We start from the raw sequence: 24,482 nt of genomic DNA, 5'->3' as shown, positions 1-24,482 counted from the left end.
CGCCCTGCTCTTGCGGGCTGCGGCCACCGGCTCGCGACCAGACCTCGATAACGCCTTAAGCATGTCCGCGAAAGCCGTCGATGAGGCCGGAAAACACCCCTTGCGCCGAGCCGCCGCCCTCAGTGTCCTAGGTAGCGCATTGCACACACGCTATCTGTGGACGGCCGCGGGCAGCGATCTGCAGGACGCGATCGACACTCTTCAGGCCGCCGCCGACACACCCACTGGGCCCGTGGACCGGGCAGACCGGCTATCCAACCTCGGTAATGTGCTGCGCCTGCGCGCCGTCCGTGGACGCAGCACCGAAGCTGCGGATGCCGCGGTGCGGACGCTTCAGGAGGCCGACAGGCTCACCGCACCCGATTCTGCGGCGAAGGCAGGCCGCCTCTCCAACCTAGGTTCGGCGCTGCTCACCCGAGCGGAAATCACCGAGGATCCGGCTGACCTCGAGGCCGCCGTCCACGCACTGACCCATGCGTTATCAGTGACCGCCGCTGATTCGGCCCACCGGGCCCACTACCTGTCCAACCTCGGCAACGCGATGCTTCGGCAGGGCCGAGCGGGCGAAGCAGCCGCGAATCATCGCGCCGCCCTGGCGCTGCTGCCGCCGGGCCACCCAGACCGGATCACGGTGCAGGGCAATCTGGTGACCGCGCTGATCGCCGAGGCCGAGAAGACCGGTGACGAGTCGATATTGGGCGAGGCGACCGCCGCCATCGATGAGGCGGTGTCGGGCCCGGACGGAAGCCCGCATGACCGGGTGCTCGCCCTGTGGCGTCACGCGGACCTGCTCGTTCGCCGTTCTGGCGGGAACGCGGCAGCCGGCCTGCAATCAATGCTGCGAGCCACCGAGCTCGCAGAACGGGTCGCCTTTACCGGCGTCGCCCCGACCGACCGGCAGTATGCCCTGAGCCGATTCGCAACCCTTGCTGAGGACGCCGCGGCTGCGGCCCTTACCGCTGGCCGCCTCGGTACGGCGATCGAACAGCTCGAGCTGGGCCGCGGCGTGGGCTGGCGGGAACAACTGCGGACCCGGACAGGCGCTCAGCTGTCGTCCTGATCAAGCTCTGCCGGTTTAAGACTGTGGAGTGGGTGCCCAGGCGTGCGTGGCGAAATCCCAGTCGAAGTACTTTCCGGTACTGGTGATACCCAACCGGGGTCCGTTGCCCGGTGCGTCGTCGCTCTCGAACGCGAGCAGAAGCGGTTGCTGACGGCTACCGAATTGAACTGTTTCCTGCTCACCGTTCTCTACGACCTTGAACTCCACCGAGTAGGCGTAGACCAGCCCTGGGGTTCCGTTCATCATGATATTCAGCGGTTCGGCCTTGCTCGCGTCCACGACGAAGAACCCACCCGGCAGCTTCGTGTCGGGGATCATGTCGTTGTCGGTGTCCATCGGCACCGGACGGCTGGGGTGGTCGAGGTCGGGGAACACGGTCGTGCCACCGAAGCCGCCTGCCCCGAACTCGCACTGCACCCGGTCGTGTCCGTTGACGGGATGCTTCCCGTAGACGGTGTACTTCATGTCGAGGATGGTGATCGGCGAGGTGGTGCTGGCCAGCGCGTCGATGCGGAAGACATTGCCGGTGGGTGCGGCCTTCACGCTTTGTGCCCAATCGGCCCACGCTGCGCAGTGTGAATCGTGGTTCTTGAACGGAGGAGGCTCGGTGGTGGGAAGCACCCCGTTGTCCGGATAGTACGCTTGGGTTTGCGAACCCAGCTGAAGGAAGCCGGGCTTCGCGGCGGCGGAGGACGGTGCGGCAGGCAGTGAAACAGCGGCCGGGGAACCCGTCGGGGACGTGCTTGGCGACGGGGTCTCCGGCGCGCGCCCACGCGCGCCGTAGATGATGATGACGGCCGCAGTGAGCAGCACGGCCAGCTCGACCGCGATGGTCCACTTGCCGGCTCGGCCGATGTAGTAGTTGGTCGTCGTGCTGACGCCTCTGCTGTCGGTCGGCGGCGGTAGTTTTTCCCCTGACGATCTTTGAACGGCGACGTTGACCCACGCGACTACCAGCGTGAGGACAACGACTCCCAGCCATGCCAGCCAGCTCGTCTTCAGATCGGTGGCGAGGTTGACCACCACCCCGAGCAAGGTCGCCGCTCCTGAAGTCAGGAGCGCCCACCTGGTCCCGGGTCGGTTTCGTTTCATCGGTTGTTCTCCTTCGCAGCCTCAATAGCGATCAGGAAGGCTGTAGTACGCAGTGCGGATCTGCACCGCCGGGCCACCTGTGTAGCCGCGCACCGGATCGAAGTGGGCGCTCTTGACGGACCAGAGTGGAGTGCTGCGATCGACATCTCGCGTCAGGTTCAGAGAAGGATCGTTCTCGCAGGCGTAGTCGACGACGTGGCCCTCGAACTTGCCGTGGCTTCCGCTGATGCCGAAGCACTTCTCGCCGGTCGTGAGCTCCACGGCCCATGGTCCATCTTGCCGTGGGTCCGTGCGGTGCCCTCGGTGCTGCCAGGCGGATGCACGAGCATCAGCCGGATCACCTCGTGCGACGTAGGATCGAGCAAGCACAGCACGCTCGGTGCTGAATTGGCTTCATCGTATCGCCAACACGGGTCGTACACACCACTGCTCCCGCTCCGTCTGTCGCCGAAGCACCGGTAGACCTTTCCTGCAAGCGTCGAGTCCGTGCAAGGGTCGATACCCTCATCCGGGAGTGAACCGATGAGTGTTCTCGTGATCGAGTAACCGGCCGCCAGGCTGGAGTTTTCGAAGACCGGCCGTACTTGGACAATTTCGGTTGCGGTGGTGTTCGCGCCGCACCCGGCAACAGAACATATGAGTGCGATTGCACAGAAAATACGCAGCAGTGTCAGTTTGGCACGGTTCATGAACGACTCCATCGGTAATCTCGACAGAGGTCGTCGTCTTGCTGTCTGGCGTTACAACTGCACGCCCCTGAAGCTTGGTCCTGGATCGCCGGTGCGACGTCGCCAGGCATTTAGGGTGCTTGACACCTCTGGCGTAGGTGTACACCCTCCCAGCCGCCGGCAGGGACGACCTTGGTACCCGGCGGTGCCGCAGCTCAGAACCACCGCCATCGCACAGCCGGCCGAGCAGGCCGCCGAGATGGTCGGCAGGAGGTTCATGGATGGCGGGGTGTGCGGATGGTTGATGAATGACTCTCTCATCTGCGTCGGCTGGCTCGTTCGGCTTCGAGCGTGGATCCTCTGGGCGCGTTGGGGTCAAGGGCTGGTGGACTGGGTATCGTGCTGCGGCAGACTTCGCGAGGGAGCCCGTCCGCCTGGCTCAATCCACGCCGTCGACGCGAGGGCGGGCTCGCGGGCTTGACGGGAGTGTGCGGGGCTGTGGTGGCGCGGTGGCTGAGGCGCATTGCGGTCGGCTCGTGCCTGGCGGTCGGCGTCTGGTTGGCGATTCGCTTCGGCGCTGCGAACTGGCTGCTGGTCAGTAGCAGTCCGGTGCGCAACGTACTCGAGGGACTCAGCTGGCCGGCTGCGATCCTGGCTGTCTTGTTGGCAGTGCCTTGGCGTCGACGAAAGCAACGCAAAGAACCGTTCGGGCCATACGACACCGCCGAACGGGTGAGCGAGCGAGCTGGCGGCGAAGTAATTCCCGCGAGCCTCAGGGAGCGACTGCTTCACGTGAAGTGCGGACGGCTCCCGCTTGTGGAGCAGGTCGGGCTGCTGGAGCTGCGTGTGAAGCGTGCCATCGAGCGTGACGCGCAGTCGCCTGGACCTGACATGCCGGCCTATGTCGGTCGGGATGTCGACACATCGCTTGACGAGGTGGTCGAGGGCGGTGGCATCGTCCTGCTCCATGGGCGCGCGGCTACGGGCAAGACCCGGATCGCCGCCGAAGCGGTACGACGTTGCTGCCCGGAGCACACCCTGGTGGTTCCCGTCGACGGTCCGGCCCTCAGAGAGCTTGCGTCAACTCGTTTCCTCGAGGGGGACGTGGTGCTGTGGCTGGACGATCTCGAACGGTTCCTTACGCCCGGCGGCCTGGACCTCGGTGTCCTGCAGAAGCTTTGCGCGGAAGAATCTACGCGTGTGGTGGTCGTCGCGACCATCCGGGACCAGCAGCTCGCGAAGTATGAGACCGCAAGGCTCATCGGGGAACAGGAGTTCGACCGCGCCGCAGCCGATCTCGTCGCTGCGATACCTCCTGAGCGGCGCATCCGGGTCGGGCAGGATCTGACGCGAACCGAGTCGAAGCGCGCTCAACTGCTACGGACGCGTGATACCAGAATCGGCCACGCGCTCAAAGCGATCGAAGGATTCGCTGAGTATCTCGCCGCAGGGCGGGCGATGATGGACCGCTGGTCGATCGGAGACGGTCCAGCTCACCATTGCGGAGCCGCTCTGATCAGTGGAGCTGTGGACTGTCGTCGTGCCGGTTACAACGAGCCGGTGCCGGGCGCGCTGCTCTGCCGGATACAGCGTCACTACCTGCAGCCAAGCTGGCGAGACCGCGCAGACCTACCGTCGGCGGAGGAGGCGCTGCGCTGGGCGGTCGAGCCGGTCCTCGGCGCCAGTTCTTGCCTGCAGCCGCGCGCCGACGACCTGTATCTCGCTCCCGACTACCTGCTTGATCGCGCACAAGCCGGCGACAGCCCGCTGGGGACCGCGAAGCCACCGGTGCAGCTATGGCCGGAGCTTCTGCAGATCGCCGTAGCCACTGAGGCGTTCAACATCGGAGTCAGTGCGCACTCACTGCGTGAGCCGGAAGTTGCGATCACGGCGTTCCGACAGGCTGTCGAAGGAGGGTTCACCAGCGCGCACGTGAACCTCGGCGTCCTGCTCGAGAGCCTTCAGCGCGACGAAGAAGCTGCCATTGAATACACGGCAGCAGCGGAGGCCGGACACAGCGAAGGCCTTCTCAATCTCGGCTTGCTCCGGCACAAGCAGGGTGACCTCGACGACGCTGTTCAGCAGCTCCAGGCTGCGGTGGATGCCGGCAGCAGAGAAGCCGAGGTCAACCTGGCAGTCGTTCTGGCTGAACGAGGCAGAAGCGAAGAGGCCGAAGCAGCATTCCGCTCGATAACCGGAAGCGACGAAACCGCAGCTAAGTTCGGGCTTGAGCATTTGAAGTACGAGAGGCGCCGACAAAAGGCGCGTGCCGGGACCGAGCCAACAGAGAACGAGCTCAGGTATAGGCGGGGAGGAATCCTTCATGAGTCGGGCTCGGTCGCCGCGGCCGAACTGGCCTACCGGGCCGCTGCGGAAGCGGGGCTCGTCGACGCGCGGCTGGACCTGGCCCTTCTCCTGCACGAGCAGCGACGCGTTGCGGAGGCCGAGGTCGAATACCGGGCCGTGATCGGCGCCGGGAGGCGTGAAGCCAGATTCCATCTTGCCCGCTTGCTGGAAACTGTGGGCAGGTCCGACGAAGCGCACCGGGAGTATGTGCTTGCCGCCGAGGCCGGAGCCCCATCCGCGCGGTACTACCTCGCGCGCATGTTGTGGTTGGCGGGACGCGCGGAAGAGGCAGAGGAACAGGTAGACCTCGCTGCCGAGTTCTACGCCTCGCCGTCGCCCTCGACTGAGGTCGGCGACGCGGAGAAGTAGCGACTTGCTTCGGCTCAAGTCCTTGACCGGCGCCGCCTTGATGACGGCGATTTCCAGCCGTGGCCGCATGACAAAGCGTCGTGATCGGTTGGCAGCCGCTGCACCAGCTGGAGCAGGAGCCGTGGAGCACTTCGCGATCCGGATCTTCGCCGCACATCGCGGCTCCATTTCGCGTTACTCGGTCGCGGACGTGCTCGGCTTGGACGAAGCATCGAAAACGTCATTGCACGTGAGTGCTCCGTGCGGGTGGACCTGATAGCTCTCGCCGTGTTGGCAGCAGATCGACGAATGTCAGCTGGCGTTGGATGACGGTGTGCGGCTATGGTCTGTCGCATGAACACGCATCCTGTGCAGGGATGCTACGAACATGTGTTCGAGTCCCCCCTCGGACACACGCACTATCTACACCCGGGCTGGTCGTCGCATAGACGGCCAGCTCTTTTGGTTCGTAGCGTAGCTCCAGGTTCAGGGCGCGGTACAGGCGGCTCATGCCGGCCGTGGTTGCGTCGGCGATCGTCCCGCAGACGTCGCCGAGTGCGTCGATCCTCGCGTAGATCTCGGCGCGGCTTACTGTCGAGTCGGCTGGCACGCTCTCGATCTGTGCTTTCGCGGCGGCTCGTTCGGCCTGTGCCTGGTTGATCGGATCGACGAGTGCTTCGGGCTCGACGCCGGCCGCGATCGCGGCCTGGTAGCGCTGAAGCCTCGCCTCTGCGTCCGCCAGCCGGTTTCGCGCCGCCTCCAGCGGTCCACCGCCGGCCGTGCTTCCGTCCGACCCGAGAAGTGCGGCCGCCGTCCGGTCGCGGTTGTCCGGGTGGAACAGCTCGTGAAGCCATCCGTTGAGCGCCTCGACGACCACGCCTTCGCGCAAGTTGACCGTCTTCGGATGGTCCGCCAGCGTCAGTGAGCCGGGCGCCATGGTCCGCGAAGTACAGCGGTAGTAGGCGCCCTTCCGGATCGTGGCGCCTTGCATCTTTCGGCCGCAGATTCCACATCGGACCAGTCCACGCAGGAGGTAGGACCGCGCGGACTTCCGGGCGCCTCGCTCGGCCTTGCGTGCCGTCTTCAATCCGCCCGCAGACTTCGACCGACGCAAAAGCTGTACCTGCGTGAAGGTCTCCACGGACACGATCGCCGGATGCGCCTGCTCGCGCGACCGTACGACCCGGTCCGGCGCCGCGCGCTTGAACCGCACCACGTGGCCCGCGGCGACATCTTCCGGGTCGAGCAAGGTCTCATGTTTCGTCCAACGCCCGAAGATCGCGTAGCCGGTGTATCGCGGGTTGTCCAGGATCGCCCGCACCGAACTGCCTTGCCAGCCGTCCGCGAGCCGGTGCCGATTCTGCTCCGGCCGATGCGCGGAGGGACAGGGAATGCCGTCCCGGTTGAGCAGGTTGGCGATCGCTCGATCGCCGTTGCCGTCCAGGTACTCGGCGAAGATCCGGCGGACCACGTCCGCGGTCGTCTCGTCGAGCGCCAGCACCCGCAGCTTGAACCCTTCCGCAGCTTTTCGCGGGTTCGGGTGCGGACCGCTGTCGACGACCACATAGCCGTACGGCGCCCGGCCACCCTGGTGCCGTCCTTCGTTGATCACCTGGGCGTCCATCGCGGCCCGGACGCGCGCTTGAACGTGCTGACGCTCAGACTCGCTCATCCCGCCAAGCACGCTCATCAGCATCTTGTGCGACGGGTTCCGCGCGTCGTACTTCCCACCCAGTTCCGGCACCCATAGATCAATGCCGTACGCCGCGAACTTCGGCGCGATAAGCGAGAACTGATTGCCGAACCAGCACCGCGTGCCTTCGCCGACGACGATCGCGTCCCATCCGCGGCGCGGATTCTTCAACTCGGCGAGCAGCCGCGCACCCTCGGTCCGCCGTTCCCACGGGACGGACCGTGACTGCCCAACGTCGAAGAACTCCGCCACGATCTGCCCGCCGAGTGGCTCGACGAACTTCCGCGCGTTTCCGAACTGCCAACCACGAGAGGTCTCCGGGTCCTGGTTGTCCTCGGTCGAGCACCGGCCGTAGGCCGCCAACGCCCCGATCCCGTCGTCTGCCACGTCGGCGACCTCAAGCCCCAGAATGTCATCCAGCGTCGCCCACGGGTCGCTGATGATTTCAGCTGCCACGGTTCACCTCCTCGGCCGGAGCGTCCAGCGCCGGCACCTCAGTAACCTCGATCAGAACGGCCAGCGGTGCACGCGCGACAGCAGGCGTCAGCTCCGGTAATCCCGCAGGTAGGATAACCCGGATCGGCGGATCTTCGGAACGAGCGGCGCTCATCGCTGCCCGTCCTCGTCTGACGTGCTGGTGCTCGTGGTCGCCCGGCTGATCGCGCTCCTAATTTCAGCCGTCCGATACCCGCGGACCTGCCGGGTCTCGCCGTCTTCGCTGGTAACGCGGTCTCGTGTCGGCCGGCATCCCACCTCGGCCATCTGCTGCGCGAACGTCCGTGAGTCGACCTCCAGGACGTCCAGCAACTCGGCCGTCGGCACGAAGTCCCTGCCGTCCGGCCCGAGATCGTCTCCCAGGTACTCGACGAGCGATGCGAGCACCTCGGGTAGTTCGCCAGGCGACTCAGCTGCGTGACCTGCACCGATTGCCTTGACCGCGGCCGCGTGGTCGAGCACCGGCATCGTGTCCTGTCCGGCCGCGTGCCCGGTGAGCGTCCCGGCCGCCTCGCGTAGCGTCCGGCCCTGCTCGCAGATGGTCCGCCAGTCCTCGTTCGGCATGTAGTACGTCCGAACCGTCATGGCCAGCACGTCCGCGCCGGCTGACGTGTCGCCGTCCGGCCGTAGGATGCCCACTCCCTTGTGCGAGGGCAGCAGCCGACTGGAGTCGAACCCGCGCGTGTTCATCTGCTCGCCGAGCACGATGTTCGAGTCGCGCCAGTCCATTACCCGCAGCGCGAACCGCGATCCGAGCACAGCTCGCAGTCCGGACGGAATCGTCTTCGAGTCCGGCCGCTGCGTGGCGAGCACAAGCACGATCCCAGCGGCAGGGCCCTTCTTCGCCAGCCACGTCAACAGCTCGCCGACGTACTCGCCCGCGGTGAGCTTCTTGCCTTGCACGTCGACGGGCGTGCGATCCTCCAAAGGAACCTGAACCTCATCGATGAAGATGGCCGTGATCGGCATGTTCAGCGCCTTATCGCGGGACATCTCGGGCGTGACCTTCGATTCCGGGCACGTGAGGTCGTCCAGGTCGCGCATCCGCCGGAACCGCGTCTGAACCTCGCCGACCAGCTCAATCAGCCAGTCCACGAGCGCCAGAACGTGTTCGGGTTCGTCGCCGGACATGAACCGGTGCGCCACCAGGCCGGCCGCGTCCCAGTCCTTCCCGGCCTTGAAGTCCGCCACGTACAGCCGCACCCAGGCGTCCAGGATCAGCCCGGCCGCCGCGAGCCGGGCGGCAAAGGTCTTGCCCTGCCGGGGGATGGCACCGACCAGCAAGGACGTCCATACCAGCGGCAGGTCAATCCGCCGGTCCCGAGCATCCCGTCCGAACGGGATCGGCCGCCACGCGTCCCACTGCGCCACGCCGAGGAGCGGCGTTCGCAACGGCGACGACGCGTACGGGTCCTCATCGGCTACCCACATCGACACCCGCCCGGCATGCCCACCGTTCCCGCGGACCCGTTCGACGATCAGTTGGACCTCATCGACGGCGAGCGCGGACGCCAGTGCGTCCCGGTTCTTCACTACGTCGGCCGCCTTGCGGGTGGCTGGAAGGTCGACGGTGACCGCCCAGCCGTCGCCGACACGCGTCGCGCGCTCGACCAGCCGCAACATCTCGTCCTTACCGATCAGCTTTGCGTCCCGGAAGGCGTCCACCAGCACCTGCGGGTCCATCGTCCAGGTCAGCGTCCGCGGCCCAGCAAGCGCCGGCTTTCGGCCGGGACTGCCGTCCTTCCTGCGCCCGAGGATCGCGAGTGCCACGGAGGCGGCGACCCCGCCGATCCACAGAGGATCGGTGCCGTACACCAGGTCAAAGATGGACACCCCGACGATCGCGACGACCAGGACGGCACCGGTCACCTTCCAGCGGAACAGGGTCAGCGCCCGAATCTCCGTGAACTTGTCGGCCAGCTTCTCCGACTGTTCGGCCGCCGTCCGGTAGTCCCGGACGGTCACCCACCCACGCCACCACCGCACCCCGACGACCAGACCGCGAACGACCGCGCCGACGTACCGCCACGGCGACTTCACCAGCCCAACGACGGCGTCCTTGCCCGCCTGGACGGCCTGTGGCTTGCTCTTCAACCACAACGGCACCCGTGGCGAGTGCCGCCACCACCGAATGAAGCGGTTCGTCTTCGGCTCCCGCCGACGCGGTTGAGGCAACGTGTCGTCGATCAACTCGCCTTCGAACACGGGATCAGCTTTGACCGGCAATGAGTCAGCCATTGCGCACCTCCGACCGCAGCGCCCGCGCCAGCCGGGGCGACAGGCCCCGCGAGCATCCGGTAGCCCGCCGCACCCACGCTGGCGTGATCTCGACGTCCGGCGTCCAGGTCTCCCGAGCGATAGCGAGGTAATCGGCGAACAGCACCCGTCGCCCGGTCTCCTGCTGAACGGGCCGCCGTTCAGCTGCGACCAGCACGGCATCGGTGAGCTTGTCCCGCAGGTCGGTGATCGCCTCGACGGCGACGAACACCACAAGCGGCGGCACCGAGTGCAGCACGATCGCCGCAGCCTCCCCGGCGGCAAACGACGTCCAGGTGTTCATGACGTAGGTGGCCGCGAGCGTGAACCACTTCGCCCGCCGCACCCAGATGCCCGTCCGAACCTGGTACCGCGCGGTGACCTGCTCGGCCCGCAGGATCGCCAGCAGAACGAGCGAGACGGTCGGGTCCAGCACCCACGCGGCCAGCCACGGCAGCGACCCCGGCCGCGCGCCGGCCGAGGCGAAGCCCTGGACGTTCGTCATCGTGAACGCCAGCCCGAGCACGATCCCGGACCAGCACATCCAGTCGACCTGCCGACGCACCCGCTCGATCCGCAGCGCCACGACGTCCGGATCGGTCTGGTAGGCGCGCACCTCCGCCGCTTCGGCCGCGTCCTGCGCGAGCCGCTGTGCCCGGTTCATCGCCGACCACCCCGCTTCGCGGTGTTGACGGTGGTCACGGTCATGGCGCGGGTCAGGGCGTAGGACGCGAACAGGGCGGGCAGTCCGAGCACGGCGAACAACAGCCACGGGCTACCCGGGTGAGCGATCACGACCCACTGGACGGCGACGATCAGCCCGGCGTTGAACAGCACACGTCCGGCCAGCGACACGAGCCGCGCCCCACTCCGAGCAGCTTCAGCGGCGGCCTTCGCCCGGCGGGAACCGGTCCGCCAGACCCAGAACAGCACGAGCAGCACGCCGACACCGGCGAGGATCTGCGTGGGCGTCACGGTGAGTCCGTTCATCGCGCACCCCGATCGGTCCGCTCGCCACGCCGCAACCAGAGCGGGTACAGCGCGCGCCGGTCGTCGTCGGTCATCCCGCCCCAGACGCCGACGGTGTCGAGGCCGGCCGTCCGCAACTCCAGCTCCAGGCACTCGTCCCGGACCGGGCACCCGCCGCACAGCCGCTCGGCCAGCTCGCCGTCACTGCTCGCGTCGGGTGGACCGTCGTCCGGCGGGGGCCACATGCAAACTCCCTCGCAGGTCAGGACTTCGGTCGGCACCCAGCGCAGCCGGTCCAGCCGCCAGGCGGTCCCGATAAGTCGAAGGTCGTCGGCGCTCATGCGGCACCTCCGGCCTGACGCGATCCGAGCAGACGAGCCAGCTCGGTAGACGACACACGGAGGCCGGAACGGCAGCGGGTGGCGCGCAGCTCGCGCGTCCGGATTGCCCGGCTCACCGCGGCGCGGGAGACGCCGAGCAGCCAGGCCGCTTCTCGAGTGGTGTGAAAGGTGATGTGCGAGTTCATGAGAAAGACAAATCTGATGATTTCAAAACTATGCTGTTGATTTCAGCTCGTCATAGGGCGCGTTTGCCCGACGCGCCGCCGACGAAGTGCTAGGCGACGTGGTGAAAGCGCGAAGTACCGCTAATCTCGGCGCTGAGGCGGAGCGCGGAGGAATACGTGACGGAGGACTGGGCGGCAGTCGCCAAGGCCATCAACATGCGCGTGAACGAACTCGGCTGGCGGCAACGCGAGCTGGCCGAGCGGTCGCACGTGTCGCAGGCGATCGTGCGCGAGCTCCAGCACCACACAGTGGAGCGCCGCCGGAGCGCGCGCACGCTCGAAGCGCTGTCGACGACGCTGGGCTGGCACCCGCAGCACCTGTTGGCCGTGCTGCAAAACCGCACCCCGCCGCACCCGGACGAGCCGGCCGACGATGGCCACGAGCTGTGGTCCCGCCTGGACGCGCTCGAACAGCGCCTGGCCGAGATCACCGACCGGCTGGAGGACGTCCAAACGAGCCTCGCGACCGTGGTCGAGCACGTGAAGCCGAAGCGTTAGCGGCGGGCGATTCGGGCTGGTGAACCAGGTGATTTCCATACCTAGAATTCAAGGCCGAAACGACGTCCGATCCCATGCACAACCAGTGCAGGAGCAGTGCGCAACCACTGCATATCCGCTGCACAAGAGCGCTCTGGGGCGGCAATGAGCGGGGTAGGCGGTTGGACCGGACGGTCAGCGTCGGCGCTGCAATCCGCGTTGCGGCTGAGCAATGAGAAATTCGCGGAGAAGCTCGGAATCGGCGCGCGCACGGTCGCGTCATGGCATCAGAAGCCGGACCTTCGCCCGCAGTCGGAGATGCAGCAGGTTCTCGATACCGCGTATGAGCGGGCGTCGGACGCCGAGCGTGCCCGCTTCGCCGAGCTGACCGGCGACGGGCCGGCCGTCCACACCAGGCCGGACACAAAGGAAGCCGACCGGCGACTTGCTGCGGACCCCCACATCGGCGCGGCTCTCGAATGGCTCGACCAGCACGCCTACCGAAGCCCCGGCGCCGCACGCCGCGCCGTAGCCGAGCAGGCCGCACGCGTCGACGCGCAGGAGGCGTACGCCCGGGCCACGCGCCGCGCGTGGGTTGACCAGCGCGCTGTGACCGACGCACTTGCCGAGTACTACGGCCGCCGCCACGGTGACCACGGCTTGTACGCCGGAAGCTGCGGTGACCAGGCCGTGAACACCAGCATCCTGACCTGCGCCGACTGGCTCGACCTGGCGTGTGAACTACGCCCGCCGCACGACGGGCTCACGATCGCAAGCGCCCGGCCAGACCCGCGGGAAGTGCTGGACGAGCACGCGACGAAGGCAGCTGTTAACCGGCTGGCCGAGACGGTGGCCATGAACACGCGGCTCATGAACGCGCCGCTCGCGAACCGCGCGAACTCCGCCTGACCCCGCTGGGCCTGAACCGGCTGCTGGAGCACATTGGCGCACTAAAGACGGTCGCCGGCCACAGCCAGCGCTCTGGTCGGGGAGGTGCGAGCTGCGCTCCCCGTCGAGGGCCCTCCCTGAGGGTAGGCCAGCCAGCCGCCGTTCTCAATCCGCAGCTCACATGCGCACGCCTGCCACCAACAGCCCTCAGCAAGGACCCGAAAGATGCCCGAGCCGATTATTTGCCCGCCCGCCACAGTGGCCATCAGCAGCAGTCTGCGCGACGCCCGCAAGCGCCGTGGAATCGGCCTGCGCAGGCTGGCCGAGAAGATCGGGGTTCATCCAGCGACGCTCCTCGGCCTGGGAGCTGGGCATCAAGGTCGCGCCAGAGACCGCCGTGGCCTGGATCCTCGGGTACCTCCGGGTCGAGTGGGCCGAGTACGACCGGGTGATGTCGCTGGCCCCGCGTGCTGGCGACGCGAACCTGGTCGACCAGTCCGACCCGCAGCTAGGGCACTTGCTGTGGACGTACGAACAGCTCTCCAGTCGCATCGTGGAGTGGGCACCGTCGTGCATTCCTGAGCTTCTCCAGACGCGGGCGTATGCCGAACGAGCGCTCGACAAGATTATGATGCAGGACGACCGCAGGGACATGGACCTGCTGAGCCGCCAAGTCCGCCGCCAGGCACTGGATGTCGGCGATCGTCGCTACATGTTCCTGATCGGTGACCAGGCACTACCCGGCATGGACGACCCGCACGACGAGCAGGTCGAGCACCTTGGCGCGGCTGCCCAGCTCAAGCACGTGACTGTCCGGATCGTGCCGTCGACGGAGACCGCGCTGAGGTCAATCGGCGCCTTCGCGCTCTTCGAGGATCGAACCGATCCGATCGCCGTGAAGCTCAGACACCACCACTGCAACACCTACCTGACCGACCGGAAGATGCTGAGCCGCTACCACGCCACGGCAAGGGACCTGCTGCGGCGCGCGTTCGACGAGTCGGCGAGCACCTCCGCCTTGAGCACACCTGCACTGATTCGAGCGACGCCGTGACAGCGGCGATCTACATCGATCCGATGACGATCCTGCCGGTAATCGACGGCGAGTGGCATCGAACCCGCTTGACGGAGATTCCGGTACCCGGGAAGATCATCACGATGCTTGTAGTGCCTCCGGCGCAGCGGTGTTCGAGCCGTCCGATGAACGTCGACGACGCCAGATCCCGGTCCAGTGCGAACGCTGCGACGCCATCTACCGCCGTGAGCAGGGGATCCCACTGCGACAAGACCGGACCAGTCGCTCCTGAGTTGTCTACTGCCTACTTCGGCAAGACGTTCGGTTCGGCGAATATTACCATCTGTAGTCCGGTGTGACAGATGGCCTCGTTTAAACTGAAACCCTGGCGCCGCGGAGCCCAAACGTGACGGTGTGACGGGTATGAATGAAGCCGTCACAGCCGTCAAGAGCACCATCGTCGCAGGCCAACTGGCTTTCAGCTGTAACGACGAGTGTGACGGCTAAACGGAGAGGCTGCAACGCCAGGCCCGTGTCGAAGTCCATTGGAGTCGTCCGTCGATCGCCGCGATGTGTGGAGGGGGGCTTCGAAACGGTCGAGCGAGTGGTGGCCTCGGCGCGGCAGCGTTTGAGCCGGCTGATGTTGCACTCCATGGCGTGACGCTGACTTGTAGAATTCGGCGTCGAAGGCCGGTGGCCGCGCTTCTTGCGATTCCGTCGATGCTCAGGCTGGACGCCCAGGCACCGGACTACGAAGGTAAACTCGGTCGAGCCTCCATGTGTAGGCTTTGTCGGACACCACTACGATCGGGACGGGTGCGGGGCCGACTGCCAGTCAGCTGCGTTACCTGGATCCCGGTTGGCCGGCATGGACCGTGGGCAGTCGCCGCGCTGCCCGGCGGCCAGCCCGATTGACAACGGCTTCTGTCCTGTTCGCTGCCCAAGGTGTAGCTGCGTGGTCAACCCATCCCCGCGACCGGTCCAGCGTATGATCCTCCGGCTCGATCGAGTTCCCGCCCGACCCTGGCCTGCGCTTTTTCCCGCCCCGGCGGCGTGCTGCCGCGCCCCGAGTGGTCGTCGAGTCCGTGCTGTCGTCCCGAGTGATGCGCCAGGCCACGCCGACCAGAGCTGTAACGTAGTCAACATTCGTTGCCATGTCCCATTGCGCTGCGCTGCAGAAAACATCGCATACGCCGCTGCTCACGAGCCACATACGCCGAGGACATCGCGCCAAGGTGCTCCGGCGCACGCCCGCCACTGGATCGCGTCGATCAATTGCCCTTTGATCCACAACGACGGTCGTCCAGCTGGGTAAGCAACGGCTCCGTCGCCGCCTGCGGAGCGTCGGTCAGGTCAACCTGTCGCGACTCGTGAAGGCTCGTGGCCGTATCAGTGACCGCCGCTGTAAGATCGGTTGCTGTGACGAGAAGCAACAAGGTGGGTATCGCAGGGGGCGCCGAGAAGAATTCGGCTCTGACGGGGCTCCTGGATGGCTTCGATGGTTATTACAGGGTGCCTAGCGATCAGCGCGAAGCGGTCTATCTTTCTGGTCTGATCGTCTTCGACACGAATGCCCTTTTGGATTTGTACCGGTTCACGCCGGTTGCCAGGGCAGAGATGTTCGCACTACTCCAAGTGCTTTCGCCGCGTCTTTTTATTCCTTATCAGGTGGCCGCCGAATTCCATCAGAGAAGGATCAACGCGGTATCTGATCGACGTCGAGAGTTTCAAGATCAAATTCAATCGATAGAAGAGTTCGGCAATCAAACGCAAGCATTGATCAAGCGGGTTGCTCAACGAGCTCATGGTCGAACCGATCAAGCTGATCTGGTTCTAGCCAGTATGCGAGAAATCTTCGATAAAGGTCGAAACTTCATTGTTCAAGCTTCCGATGATTATGACTTGGATCCAGCTCTGCTTGCGAGATCTTCGTCAGATCCGATTCTGGATGAGCTTCAGAAAGTCCTCTCAGGGCGCGTCGCGCGGCGACCTAACAGTGAGACGCTTGAAGCTGACCGAAAAGAAGCTGAAAGGCGTGCTAGGGAGCAGCTTCCGCCGGGATTTAAGGACAAGGCAAAAGATAAAAACTCCGCTGGAGACTACTTGTGGTGGGCGGAGGTAATTCGGTACGCCAAGGGCAAGGTGTCTCATGTCCTGATTGTCAGCAATGATGTGGCTAAAGGTGATTGGACCTATGAACAGCATGGATTCCAGATCGGACCTGACCCTCGACTCGTTCGAGAAATGCAGGATCTTGCAGGCTGTCGCCTGATACTGGCGACCACAACAGCGATGTTAGGTGAGGCGCCGAAGATCGTCGGGGCGTCAGTCAGCCCTGAGACCGTCGCTGAAGCTGCCAGCATAGCGGAAGAAGCTGACGAGCACCGAAGGAAATCTCATGACAGCACAGGATCACTTCTTGAGCAATTGCCTGAAGGTCGATCTGCGGACTACCTGGAAACCGTCTTAGACATGTTGCGCCTGGCTGATCCTCCCGTTGCTCACGGTGACTACATACGATCATTTCAGCAGCGTTTTCATACCATTACTCGTTATGACGAGGCTTGTCGTCGTGCACGCGTTTTGGAGTCACTTGGTTTGGCTGAGGGGTTAGCTGGAAGCCGTTCCGACATGGTCTCGTTGACGCTAGCGGGTCGACGATTGATCGATGAGCAAGATCTGGAGTTCTTGCAGCAACAGATCTTGAAGCGGATACGTGGAGCAAAAGATATGGCCCAAATCGCATCATCATCGGATTCTGATCTTCGCGGACTTTTTGTATCTGGCGAATTTCCGGATGGAATCAGCGCTACGCAAGCAAGTGTTCAGCTAAGGTGGCTGAAGGCGCTTCGAATGATTCATTGACTACTTTCCTGTGTCGGAGCTTATGGCATTCACTCATCATGATGGGCTTGTTTTTGAAGTAAGCTGGGGGACCCCGTAGCTTGGGGTCCTCATGAAGAGTGGCCAATTTCGCATGGTTTTGACCGGTCCGCACGGACGATGCCCGCCATCGTCACCATGCAACTGGGTGATGGGAGTACTATGTCGAAGTAATTTGTGGATTTCCGTTTCAACGGTTCATTCGACTCCTGTATGTGTCTCGTGCTACCAAGCGTCTGCCTGCAAGTGGATCATGGGAAGAGCACACTACTTGAAGGTTGGCTGGATTTGGCGCGCCATCTGACCGTATTGGTGATACGGTCATTTCGGTAGTCTCTATTGAGCTTGAACAGCCTGAGTTATATTGGCAGGATTTTTGCATGGCAAGCGCGCGTACTACCCAGAAGCTATGCGGCATGCTAACTCGCCCTATGGTTGGGTGCTCGAAGCTCCGCATGAATCCAGGCGCGTCGTACAAAAGGCTGTAATCGCGCTTATTTCTATTGCACCATCCGCAGCTTAGTCTGAGTTGCTCCTCGTCACCTCCTGCACCCAAGGCGCCAACATGGTCTATCTCAACACGTAGATCATATCTTCCTACTCCGCGTGGACGCATGAAGTCGACCCAGGTTGGCAGCTCATCCAACGCAACTCTTTTACCAAGAAATCTATGTCCCGCGTTGGTGGAAAACTGATAACCGCAGATCCAGCACCGTGGCGTCGGGCCACTTGCGTCCCACAACTCCTGTTTCTCAGAAATCGTCCATGTGCGTCTTCCTGGTGCTTCGCTTCGTCGGGAGATCTCATCGACGATCAAGGTAGAAATCGAAGTTGCGATATCGCGACGTTGCATATCCGTATGCTGAGGCATTACGCGAGGCATGTGTTCTAGAACGCGAGCGAAGACTAAGGGAAAGGGATTATCTACAGTCCGATATCTATCTGGATCGACAACCCCTTCTGCAAACCATCGTGCCCACAAAAGGTGTATGTCCCCCATTAGGAGCCAGGCATAGCTGCCATGGAGGGCGTCGTTTGGTGGAGATATGTTCGACGCATGTGTAACCATCTCAATGTTCCATCGAGATGTGGCGTCGAGATAGCTACTTCGAAGGAAAGGTTCGAGTGTTGTCATTGCGACACGAGGGGTTTACGAAACGCTGCCGGCGAAGGCATGCGTACCGGATCTTTCCTGTAGTCCGTCCATAAGATGGCCCATTGATTTCGAATCCCCGTGGAGTCTTTCTTTATGCCACTTAACTTCCAGTCTCGGGAAAAATACTGGGGGTTCACTTCACTTAACCAGTTGTCGACCAGCGTGATGACTTGGTCTGCACTGTTGATGTTGACTTCTTTATCGCACATATACTGAAAAAAATCTGCTTGAAGTATGTGAAGTGTTACCTTATTGAAGAGATTTGACTGTCGAGGATCCCCCCAATAGTTGGGAGCTTGGTCGTCATCGCTGCCAAGACGGTCTTTGACAGAGTTCCAAAAATTGATGAAACACTCACGCCAAGGTCCGTCTGCTGATGACCAGTACTGATCACGTGTTTCGAATCCGTTAGATGCATAGCTTGACGCGATGTCAGATTCTGGCAAGCGGCGACGTCGCCACCTGTCGGCGTGGTCGGGACGTTGTCCCCAAAGGCGGCCACCTCGAAGATTTCGGAATACCCCAATTAGGTTTCCCATAACGGTCCAGTCTAGAAGACCGGATCCTTCGTCGCCAAGGCCGCGGCGCACGCGTCCAAAGAATGGGCTTTCCGGTCGACGTGTCATGAAGGAAATTGCTCGAGATTCCTCAAGCGGGATACCCGCCTGTCGCAATCGCGAGGCGACAGCATCGAGCTCCCTGTCTGCTAGGCTTGTCGCTACAATGGAACCGAGAAGTGCTGGCCTTATTGGCGTTGCCCTTTGGTTAACGACGACAAACTGAAATACATGTTCTGCGGATTCTGCGGTCATCAACATTGAGACGGGGAGATGTCGTGCAAACCGTGCTCTGGTGTCGAGTCGAACCTGTTCGGCGTCTGTGCCGTCCACGACTGATTCGGCCATTGCTTCACGCGTGCTGCGGGAATTCAAGGTCTTCTCGAGAGCTGCCACAGCGCCTGCCAGTCGGTGTTGCCCGTCAACCAGTAAGACTGGCTGAAGATACGCCTCAAGCGCCTCTCGGGAGAATCCCAATACGGAGCTTTCTGTGTATGGCCGCTCCAGGTCGCGCAAGATTTGCACTCGTGCACGTAGTTCTATCCAGAATCGGTGTATATGTGACTCGGTGTCGAACAGTACCTCTCCGTAGTCTTCCGGAGAACTGTCGTCGTTATTTTCCTCCCATGGTGCTTCTTCGTCTAAGATATCCGGCTGGCTTCTGTCAAAGATTGCCTTAAGCTGATCTATCCGCTCCTGTGGTGGTGGTGCATCCTTGAGTGCGTGATCTCGCTCCTCTAAGCGGCTGAGCACCCTTTCCATTACTTCGAGCAGTGGCAGGTCGCTGAGATCAGCGGTACTGATTGTTATCTTTCCGAGCTGTGTTCTTGAGGCTGCGCTCGGTGTCGCCTCAGTGGGACTCCAGGCTACTTGCTTGTCCTGTTGGGTAGCCGCCAATAAAGGGTTTTGCATCACATTACGATCGACTGCATAAAATTCGGCTAGCTGGCCAACTCGACTCGCGCTCAGGTCGCGTTGAAAACCGATAGGCTCCTCGTTTCCCCATAGCTGCCTTTGGGGAATCCCTGCCCACTGTTGAATCTCGTGGGCGGGAGCCGAGAATAAGACTAGATGTACACCTTCCTCGACCTGGAGTGTCGAGATGCCCTGGTATGTATACTCCATCAATCCTCCTTTGTGCGCAGCCTATGTCATACCATGGCACTTCGGCGAGCGCTTGGGCGCCCGAGTTTAGGCGGTGGTGCACGGTCATATCGCGCTGACCTGCATGAACGTAGTAGGAATGTGGCTCATGTCCGAGTAGCACTCCAACTTTCACATGGACGCGGCGTCAGGTCGAAGTCGAATCTCGTCTGAGATTCGCACCTGTGACGGCCAAGCTTCGTTGTCCCACAAGATCACGTTATCGTCACGTCCACGGCAACAGGTAGCGCATCTTGTTGTCGACTGGTAGGCGCCGTGTCGGCGGCATACGGGCAGGTACGTGGGGGAACAGGCCGGCGGGATGGCTCAACATGGCTGCCGTCCAGGCGAACCGCGTGACGAGTCAGTTGGCGCGGAGCAGGTAAAAGATGGGGCTGTTCTCCTAGGTGATCGGTGAGCTGCGCGCTCTTGAACCTGAGATCGTGTAGATGATCGCGCATGTCGCGGTGGGCGTCAAAAGATTGCTTCGCGGGTGATTACAGTTGAACCGGGTCTGCAGCGAAACCCGGTGAAACGACCAACTGGTCGGCTTGCTTATTTGCCTACGTTGGCCTCGTCACATCTGTCAACCTAAGCTGGATAGCGTCGATTACGGTCGACCTTGCCTTCAGTCGCTGCCGGTATTGGATTCCAAGGAAGAAAGTAAGTCGCGGCCAAAAGCGCTGGTCCTGGCTTCGCTGGTCAGCCGTAGTGCTGCTCACCGCCGGGAGATGTTCTCCAGGACCCGGCGGCAGGTGGCCACACAGTGTTCGCACTGCTGCCCCCTGCAGCTTGACCCGTGCTTGGTGCAGCCGGGACGTGGCCTGAATCAGCGAGGTCAGCGGCCGGCGGGACTGCGAGGGACGAGTCAGTCAGCGGACTGGAGAAGCGGACCCGTACTCCTATTTCCGTGCCGGGGTGTTCCAGCAGCTCCAGCTAGTGGGGCCTGGGGGCGCGCACCGGCAATCCCTCGTGTGCTGCTGGATCCACACCGCCCGGTGGTGCCAGCAGTGTGGCGGGGCCGTACTCGTGTGGGGCACATCTTCTCGCATCTAGCGCCGCCTAGTGCTGCATCATGCAACGTTGGGTAGGTAATCCGGGCGACGGATCTTGGAGTTGACCGCGAAGCGGCGTTTCGGGTGACAGTGGCGGTTGCGCCAGCGGAGGTACCCGGCGATGGCGGCCTCCTGAGCAGCGTGGTTGGGGTAGTCGCTGCCGTCGAGGGTGAAGTAGCGGACCGCAGTGAACTCGCATTCGATCCAGTTCAACCACGACGCGTGGGTGGGCGTGTAGACCAGCTCGATGCCGTTGGCCGCGCACCACGCCCTGACCTCCGCCTTGCCGTGGGGTCCGTAGTTGTCACAGACCAAATAGAGCTTCCCGGCAGGGAAGCGGCGGCGGAGTTGCTTGCAGAAGTCGAGGAACTGCGGCCAGCGTTTGCGGTCGCGGAACCGGTAGAACATCTGCCCGGTGGCGAGGTCGAGCGCGGCGAACATGTGCCGGACCCCGGCGGTGCGGGTGTAGGTCGCGCGTAGCCGGGCCGGGCGGCCGCGGGGGAACCAGCCTCGGCCGGGGCGGGGTTGCAGGTTCAGTGGCCCGAACTCGTCGACGCAGATCACCCGCCCGTCGGCGGGCGGGTGATCGTAGAGGTCGAGGATGCGGGTCTTCTTGGCTACGAAGTCCGGATCTTTGCTGGCTTTCCAGGTCTTCGTTGCCTGCCAGGACACGCCCGCCTTACGCAGGATTTGCCGGACGGTTTCGGTGCTCACCACCAGCCGCGCGTGCTGGGCGAGATACTCGACCAGCTTGCTCAGGCTCCAGGTCGTCAACGGCAATCCCAGCTCAGCGGGCTGACAGGCGGCGATGCGGCAGATCTGCTCACGGGCGGCCGGCCCGAACTTACGAGGTCGGCCGCCCCTCCATTTTGGGGACAACGCCGCGAACCCGGAGTCGTTGAACGCGTGGATCACCTCCCGCACATAGCCTTCGGTCGCGGCGAACATCTCCGCGATCTCACCCGTGGACCGGCTTTGCACCGAGGCCAGCACAATCCCGGACCGCCGCAGCCGCACCCGGTCCTTCGCTGACCTTGTGATCTTGATAAGTCGCTGAGCCTCCTCCGGCTCCAACGACCGCGCGAACACCTCCGGCTGACGCGCCACCAGCCTCACCTCCACCGCCAGCCTCGCGATCACCAGCCCGGATGTCCACGCGACACGATGACAACGTCAACGTTTCTTGCCGAGCCACTAGCCGGGTCCATTCGCCGTGTGGTCCCCCTTTGAGTGCACGCAGGTGCGTGGAGTCGACCAGTGCGGCCGACAGGTCCAGCAACCCGGCGGCACGTAGCTCGGCGAGCAGGGGTTCGTGCAGTTGCTGCCAGACGCCGGCCTCTTACCATTCGGTGAGGCGCCGCCAGCAGGTGGCGCCCGAGGCTCCGAACAGGGCGGCGTGATGGCACTAGGGCAAGCCCGCCCGTGACAGCCGCGGGGCTGTCGAGTTCGAAGCGCAATCCGGTCCACCTGCACCACTGATCGAGTTACGCCTGGACAGTCATCGAGCAGTTGCAGCCATGTTTCTTAGTCACCAATTCGACGATGTGAATGTCCGAATCTACCATTCGGAATCGAGATGTGCACGGTTCGCGCAGGCCCCGCGCCCCTTGACCTCGGCATGGTCGTTACCGCCGCCGGCGACAAGCGATGATGCCGGGCTCGCACCTGTAGCGAACGGAGCAACCGGACCGACTGACAAGTACGAGCTGAGTCATTCGGGAGCTGCCATGTTTCGCGATCCTACCCTCGAAGCCGTCGGTGTCGCTGGGTACCGTTGGGGCTCGTTCCTGCTCGAAACCACAGCTCTCTTCCCGGTTGACGGTCGGGGGATCGTCGAAACATTCGCCGGGGCGTCCGCACTCACGCTACCGTTCGAGACCGATGTGCGGATGCGGGCTGCGATCGCCTTGCTGCATGAGCTAGTCCATCTCAAGCAAGACTTGGCCAGCGGGATCGGCGCCCACGACCATCTCGTAACCCGCCACGCAGCACCTCGTCTCGTGGAGCAAAGCAAATGGTTCTTTGGCAAGTTCGACCGACAGCCGTATCGGGAAGCCGCGCTGCGCATCCTGGCCGATCTCGATCAGGCCAGTTTCACGGACCAGGTCCGCGGAGATCTCGCTGCGGTCGAAGACCGCACCATCGGACTACGCCAACTGCGCGGCGCGGCGTGGCGTACGCCTGCGACATCCCAGGTTCTCACAGACATGCTTGGCCCCAACGTCGAGTTGGACAACCTGTCCGAACACCCTCTACGACGAGTGCTAGAAGCTGAGGCCGCCTGTGAAACTTATCTGCATGTCATGCGATCAAAGGTGTCCGATATTGGCGTCGACCTGTTACATGAGCGGGAATATCTCTGGAACCCGATTCTCATGGGTGAGGACTACAGCAGTGGCATTATTTCCGTGGCACTAGCCACTGACCGCGAGGTCGGGTCCGACCAGATTCGCCGCGGTATGCGCGCTTACGCGGCGCTATCTTCGTGGATCGCCGAATTCGCAGTAGCCTACCCTCCTCCTGCAATCCTGGCTGACTGGCGACTCAGCCGCGCCTACTTCGACCCGGTCGTGCGCTACCTACTTGCATTGCGAGCACTTGGCGACATGTCGGAGCCAGCGTACGAGACTCTGCTTGAAGCTGTGTTGGACCGGCGTTGGGACGACTTCGACGACACCCTACGCGCGTATATGCGCGTAGAGTATCCGTCGACGCGAGACATCTACACCGCGTGGCTAGACGAGCTGGAGCCGCTCGCAACGGGCGAGAGCTGGGACGCGCCGCTCTTCGCGCTGCGGACTGCAATGCTGCGTAGCAGGCTCTCCGACACCCGGGAGACCGAGCTCGGCGCAGTATTCACAGCCCAGATTCCGATCCAGGTGATTGGTACGGGTACCGGCCTGCGTGGAATCATGTGGGGGCAGCAACTCTACGACGACAAGCTCAAGCGTGCCCTGCTTGACTGGAACGTCGACCGAGACCTGTACGAGCTTTTCTATGGCAGTGGTATGTTCCGTTGCATCTTCGCCCGCTCTCAGGTGTGCAAGAGCCGACAACCGAGATGCGCAACCGGCATGACACTGCTGAGTCAGCTTCCACCGGAGGAAGGATGTCAGGTCCGACGGGTGTTGCACGAATTGGGATATAATATCTAAGGAGATACCAATGGACGACAAGTGGTTTGCCACGCAAATCGATATGACTGCACTCGATCTGCGTGTTGCGATGGCGCAGGTTGAAAATGATGAAGCACTCAAGTTGACCGGACTCGAACCTGTCATCCTCGCGATTGCCTATAAAGCGGTGGTCGGCGTAGTATCGGGGTTCACAGGCAGACTCATGTACGACAAGTGGAAGTCCGCACGTAGTCGAAAGAATCTGGACGAGATTGCCGCAAGGCTCAGTCGGACGGTCATCGGTGCGCTTCAGTCCGACACAATGGACGATGATGTTATCAAGACCGATGTCATCAACGCCCTAACTTTGGAAGGACTCTCTCTCGAGCAAGCCCACATCGTCTGCGACAGGACATTCACTCGAGTCAAGGACCAGTTGCACAAGGCGTGACCTGCAGAGCTACTGATCGAATAGTTGCATGCGAGCCGGGTGCACCTTTTCCTCATCTCGCGCGATAAGTCGCCGAGCAGCCGGATTCATCTGGCAAGCACGTCGACTAAGGCGTTGTCGAACTGACGATTTTCGCGGCGGAGGACTTTCACCGCTTAGCAAACCCCACGCCGCTGTCAACACAGTCGCCGACCAGGTTGGCAAGGTCAGCGCTGGCACACGCCACGATGTTCGATCCTGCCAGTCACT

18 protein-coding genes and 1 pseudogene are annotated in these 24,482 nt (G+C 63.1%); 8 read left to right on the top strand and 11 right to left on the bottom strand.

Annotated features, from left to right (window positions below):
• Positions 1 to 61: 61 nt before the first annotated feature.
• Complete coding sequence (locus tag CF165_RS42455) at positions 62 to 1,060, top strand: tetratricopeptide repeat protein (protein WP_143268811.1); 999 nt, start codon at positions 62 to 64, stop codon at positions 1,058 to 1,060.
• A 15-nt stretch (positions 1,061 to 1,075) separates the two neighbouring features.
• Here the strand turns inward: CF165_RS42455 and CF165_RS42450 are convergent, their stop codons facing one another.
• Positions 1,076 to 2,095 (bottom strand): hypothetical protein, encoded by a 1,020-nt coding sequence (locus tag CF165_RS42450; RefSeq protein WP_143268809.1) that lies wholly within the window; start codon positions 2,093 to 2,095, stop codon positions 1,076 to 1,078.
• Positions 2,096 to 2,173: 78 nt separating this feature from the next.
• Positions 2,174 to 2,413 carry a hypothetical protein gene (locus CF165_RS42445; protein WP_093953242.1) on the bottom strand — a complete coding sequence of 80 codons (240 nt, stop codon included), beginning with the start codon at positions 2,411 to 2,413 and terminating at the stop codon, positions 2,174 to 2,176.
• Positions 2,414 to 3,378: 965 nt separating this feature from the next.
• On the opposite strand from CF165_RS42445, the gene CF165_RS42440 reads away from it, so the two are divergent.
• On the top strand, positions 3,379 to 5,535 hold the full coding sequence (locus CF165_RS42440; protein WP_143268808.1) for a tetratricopeptide repeat protein: 2,157 nt from the start codon (positions 3,379 to 3,381) through the stop codon (positions 5,533 to 5,535).
• A gap of 319 nt (positions 5,536 to 5,854) precedes the next feature.
• On the opposite strand, the gene CF165_RS42435 is transcribed toward CF165_RS42440, so the two are convergent.
• The 6 genes from CF165_RS42435 to CF165_RS42410 form a co-directional block, all read right to left on the bottom strand.
• Positions 5,855 to 7,663, bottom strand: a complete 1,809-nt coding sequence (locus CF165_RS42435; RefSeq protein ID WP_093953240.1) for a recombinase family protein — start codon at positions 7,661 to 7,663, stop codon at positions 5,855 to 5,857.
• Between the two features lie 150 nt (positions 7,664 to 7,813).
• Positions 7,814 to 9,940, bottom strand: a complete 2,127-nt coding sequence (locus CF165_RS51920) for an FtsK/SpoIIIE domain-containing protein (RefSeq protein WP_093953239.1) — start codon at positions 9,938 to 9,940, stop codon at positions 7,814 to 7,816.
• Positions 9,933 to 10,622, bottom strand: coding sequence for a hypothetical protein (locus tag CF165_RS42425; RefSeq protein WP_093953238.1), 690 nt, complete (start codon positions 10,620 to 10,622; stop codon positions 9,933 to 9,935). The genes CF165_RS51920 and CF165_RS42425 overlap by 8 nt, the downstream gene beginning before the upstream one ends.
• Positions 10,619 to 10,948 carry a hypothetical protein gene (locus tag CF165_RS42420; RefSeq protein ID WP_093953237.1) on the bottom strand — a complete coding sequence of 110 codons (330 nt, stop codon included), beginning with the start codon at positions 10,946 to 10,948 and terminating at the stop codon, positions 10,619 to 10,621. Before CF165_RS42420 ends, CF165_RS42425 begins: the two co-directional genes overlap by 4 nt.
• Positions 10,945 to 11,268: a WhiB family transcriptional regulator gene (locus CF165_RS42415; RefSeq protein WP_093953236.1), complete on the bottom strand. Its 324-nt coding sequence runs from the start codon at positions 11,266 to 11,268 to the stop codon at positions 10,945 to 10,947. The genes CF165_RS42420 and CF165_RS42415 overlap by 4 nt, the downstream gene beginning before the upstream one ends.
• On the bottom strand, positions 11,265 to 11,453 hold the full coding sequence (locus CF165_RS42410; RefSeq protein WP_093953235.1) for a helix-turn-helix domain-containing protein: 189 nt from the start codon (positions 11,451 to 11,453) through the stop codon (positions 11,265 to 11,267). The genes CF165_RS42415 and CF165_RS42410 overlap by 4 nt, the downstream gene beginning before the upstream one ends.
• Positions 11,454 to 11,609: 156 nt before the next feature.
• On the opposite strand from CF165_RS42410, the gene CF165_RS42405 reads away from it, so the two are divergent.
• The 4 genes from CF165_RS42405 (at position 11,610) to CF165_RS50715 (ending at position 16,737) form a co-directional block, all read left to right on the top strand.
• Positions 11,610 to 11,990, top strand: coding sequence for a helix-turn-helix domain-containing protein (locus CF165_RS42405; RefSeq protein ID WP_020640049.1), 381 nt, complete (start codon positions 11,610 to 11,612; stop codon positions 11,988 to 11,990).
• 144 nt (positions 11,991 to 12,134) lie between these two features.
• Positions 12,135 to 12,878, top strand: a complete 744-nt coding sequence (locus CF165_RS42400; protein ID WP_143268807.1) for a hypothetical protein — start codon at positions 12,135 to 12,137, stop codon at positions 12,876 to 12,878.
• A 376-nt stretch (positions 12,879 to 13,254) separates the two neighbouring features.
• On the top strand, positions 13,255 to 13,911 hold the full coding sequence (locus CF165_RS42395) for a Scr1 family TA system antitoxin-like transcriptional regulator (protein WP_093953233.1): 657 nt from the start codon (positions 13,255 to 13,257) through the stop codon (positions 13,909 to 13,911).
• Between the two features lie 1,380 nt (positions 13,912 to 15,291).
• On the top strand, positions 15,292 to 16,737 hold the full coding sequence (locus CF165_RS50715) for a PIN-like domain-containing protein (RefSeq protein ID WP_143268806.1): 1,446 nt from the start codon (positions 15,292 to 15,294) through the stop codon (positions 16,735 to 16,737).
• Between the two features lie 1,149 nt (positions 16,738 to 17,886).
• Here the strand turns inward: CF165_RS50715 and CF165_RS50710 are convergent.
• From CF165_RS50710 to CF165_RS53080, 3 genes and pseudogenes are all read right to left on the bottom strand, one after another.
• Positions 17,887 to 19,593, bottom strand: coding sequence for a hypothetical protein (locus tag CF165_RS50710; RefSeq protein WP_143268805.1), 1,707 nt, complete (start codon positions 19,591 to 19,593; stop codon positions 17,887 to 17,889).
• A gap of 1,091 nt (positions 19,594 to 20,684) precedes the next feature.
• The gene (locus CF165_RS42385) at positions 20,685 to 21,806 is read right to left on the bottom strand and encodes an IS630 family transposase (RefSeq protein WP_240522059.1); all 1,122 of its coding nucleotides are present in this window, start codon (positions 21,804 to 21,806) and stop codon (positions 20,685 to 20,687) included.
• A 79-nt stretch (positions 21,807 to 21,885) separates the two neighbouring features.
• Positions 21,886 to 22,059 (bottom strand): annotated as a pseudogene (locus CF165_RS53080) (IS5/IS1182 family transposase); the annotation flags it as partial.
• Between the two features lie 334 nt (positions 22,060 to 22,393).
• Between CF165_RS53080 and CF165_RS42375 the strand changes: the two are divergent.
• Both CF165_RS42375 and CF165_RS42370 read left to right on the top strand, forming a co-directional pair.
• Positions 22,394 to 23,821: a hypothetical protein gene (locus CF165_RS42375; RefSeq protein WP_093953231.1), complete on the top strand. Its 1,428-nt coding sequence runs from the start codon at positions 22,394 to 22,396 to the stop codon at positions 23,819 to 23,821.
• A 10-nt stretch (positions 23,822 to 23,831) separates the two neighbouring features.
• A complete protein-coding gene (locus tag CF165_RS42370; protein WP_093953230.1) occupies positions 23,832 to 24,233 on the top strand; it encodes a hypothetical protein in 402 nt (133 codons plus the stop codon).
• Positions 24,234 to 24,482 lie beyond the last annotated feature (249 nt).

This window comes from Amycolatopsis vastitatis (genome assembly GCF_002234595.1).
GTDB classification, from domain to species: domain Bacteria; phylum Actinomycetota; class Actinomycetes; order Mycobacteriales; family Pseudonocardiaceae; genus Amycolatopsis; species Amycolatopsis vastitatis.
This window is presented reverse-complemented; position numbering and strand designations above follow the sequence as displayed.